4 protein-coding genes are annotated in these 2,277 nt (G+C 74.1%); all 4 read right to left on the reverse strand.

What is annotated here, in order from left to right:
* Positions 1–180: SDR family NAD(P)-dependent oxidoreductase (locus L2I40_RS22105; RefSeq protein WP_237217443.1), on the reverse strand; the 180-nt coding region annotated here is incomplete at its 3' end.
* A gap of 1 nt (position 181) precedes the next feature.
* On the reverse strand, positions 182–976 hold the full coding sequence (locus L2I40_RS22110; RefSeq protein ID WP_237217445.1) for an IclR family transcriptional regulator: 795 nt from the start codon (positions 974–976) through the stop codon (positions 182–184).
* 144 nt (positions 977–1,120) lie between these two features.
* Positions 1,121–1,894 carry an SDR family oxidoreductase gene (locus L2I40_RS22115; RefSeq protein ID WP_237217447.1) on the reverse strand — a complete coding sequence of 258 codons (774 nt, stop codon included), beginning with the start codon at positions 1,892–1,894 and terminating at the stop codon, positions 1,121–1,123.
* Between the two features lie 166 nt (positions 1,895–2,060).
* A partial coding sequence (locus tag L2I40_RS22120; protein ID WP_237217449.1) for a hypothetical protein occupies positions 2,061–2,277 on the reverse strand: 217 nt, incomplete at its 5' end.

Here is a 2,277-nt window from a genome sequence, read left to right on the forward strand (position 1 = left end):
CGCCGCGAGCAGCCGCTCGCCGCCGTCCAGCGCTTCGCGCGCCGCCGCCAGCCGCGCCGCGTCGCGCCCGCAGATCGCCACGCGCGCGCCTTCCGCCAGCAGCAGCCGCGCCGTCGCCAGCCCGATCCCGGACGTGCCGCCGGTCACCACCGCCACGCGATCGCGATATCCGAGGTCCATGTTACGCGACCTTCCGCATGCCGCCGAAGCCCAGGCGCGCCGAGATCTCCGCCGCCGCCGCCGAAACCGCCGCGCCGATGCGCGCACGCCGCTCGGGATCGGCGAAGGACGCGACCTGGCCGCTCACATTGATCGCGCCGACCGGCCGTCCGCTCGCGTCGCGCAGCACCGCCGCGACGGACCCGATCGCCGGTTCGTAATGCCCGTCGCTCCAGGCGAGCCCCGCCGCGCGGTCCTCCGCCAGCTTCGCCAGCAGCGCCTCCAGGCTCGTCGGCGTGTGCGGCGTGGACGCTTCCAGTGGCCCGTCGCCGAACATCCGCCGCACCTCCGCCTCCGGCAGATGCGCCAGGATGATGCGCCCCATGTTCGCGGCATGCGCCGGCAGGCGCGACCCGACGCGGATATTGCTCGCGAAGGAGAGGTTCGGCGCGCGGCGCGCCATGTAGACCACCTCGCGCCCGTCCAGCACGCCGAGATGCGCGGACAGGCCAAGCTCCTCGGCCAGCCTCTCCAGCACGGGCAGCGCCGATTCCGCCAGGTCCTCCCCCGCGAAGCCGCGCGCCGCGAGGCCGAGCAGCGCCGTGCCGATGCGCCAGCCCCCGCCCTCACCGCGCGATTCAAGAAAACGCTCGGCCTCCAGCGTGCGCAGCAGGCGCAGCAGCGTGGTGCGGCTGATGTCGAGCTCGCGCGCCGTGCGCGACATGTTCACCACCGCATCGCCCTCCGCGATGCGGCGCAGCAGGCGCGCGGCGCGCTGCACGGGCGGCGAGATGTAGCCGTCCTCGGCGTCAGACATCCGGAGCACCCCGGGCGAGGCGGCCGCTGCAAGCGGCCGAGGCCGCGAATGCGGCCCGCCGCCAGTGCGGCGCAGCCAAGCCGCACGGACGTGCGGCGCCGGCGCCTGAGGGCGGACATGCGCCAGCATGTTCGCACACCAACATCATGCGAAGACGAACCCGTTGTTGACCGGCAGCACCTGCCCCGTCAGCGCCAGCGCGCCAGGCGTCAGCAGGAACACGACCGTCGGCGCGATGTCCTCCGGCACCATCGCGCCGGGCGCGGCGCGGCCCGTCTCGTAGAGGCGGTGTCGCTCCACCGGCACGTACTCCGTCGCCTCGTTGCGCAGAAGGCCCGGCGCGACCGCCGTCACGCCGATGCCCTTCGGCCCCATCTCGCGCGACAGGCTCCGCGTCATCGAGATCACCGCGCCCTTCGACGCGACATAGGCCAGCAGGCGTGGCGCGCCCCACAGCGCGGTGTCGGAGGCGAGGTTCACCACCCGCCCCGTCCCGCTCGCCGCCAGCATCGGCGCGCAGTCGCGCGTGACCAGCCAGGTGCCGCGGACATTCACCGTCATCACGCGGTCCCAGGTCGGGATCTCGATGGCGTCGTATTCGGGCCCACCGATGCCCGTCGCGATGGCCGCGTTGTTCACCAGCCCATGCAGCGCGCCCTCGTGGGCCGCGATGTCGGCGGCCATCGCCGCGATGCTGGCCGGATCGGCGAGGTCCACCGGCACGAAGCGCGCGCCGATCGCGGCGGCCGTCGCGCGCCCCTGCTCCAGCAGCAGGTCGGCGACCACCACCCGCGCGCCGGCCAGCACGCAGGCTTCCGCGATGGCGCGCCCGACGCCGCGCGCCGCCCCCGTCACCAGCACCGTCCGTCCCGCCAGCGAGTCCATGCCGTCCTTCATCCGGTCCAGATGAACGTTCAAATACGAACGCATCATCCAGATACGAACGGAGGCTAGAGGCCCGTAGCCCCGCCGGTCAACCTAAATCCTGGCGCGGCATGCCCCCAAAGCAAGGCGCGGCGGTCACCCCTCGGTGACCGCCGCGCCCATCATCCCTGCTCCAGGTCCGCAGACCCGAAGGCGTGCCTCAGGCCCGCGCCGTGTCCGCCATGCCCTTTGCCGGCTTGCCCTCGAACACCTGTTCGAGCCGCACCGCCCAGGCCGCCGGCGCGCCGACGCGCTCTCCGCCGACCTCGCAGAGCCGGTCGAGCAGCCCGATCGCCATGTCCCACAGCCGGTCGGCCTCGCGCGCATCCGGCGCCTCGCGCGCCGCCCGCGCCAGCAGTCGCCCGACCGCGCCCGCG

The sequence above is a fragment of the Falsiroseomonas oryziterrae genome (assembly GCF_021864505.1).
In the GTDB taxonomy this organism is placed as follows: Bacteria; Pseudomonadota; Alphaproteobacteria; order Acetobacterales; family Acetobacteraceae; genus Falsiroseomonas; species Falsiroseomonas oryziterrae.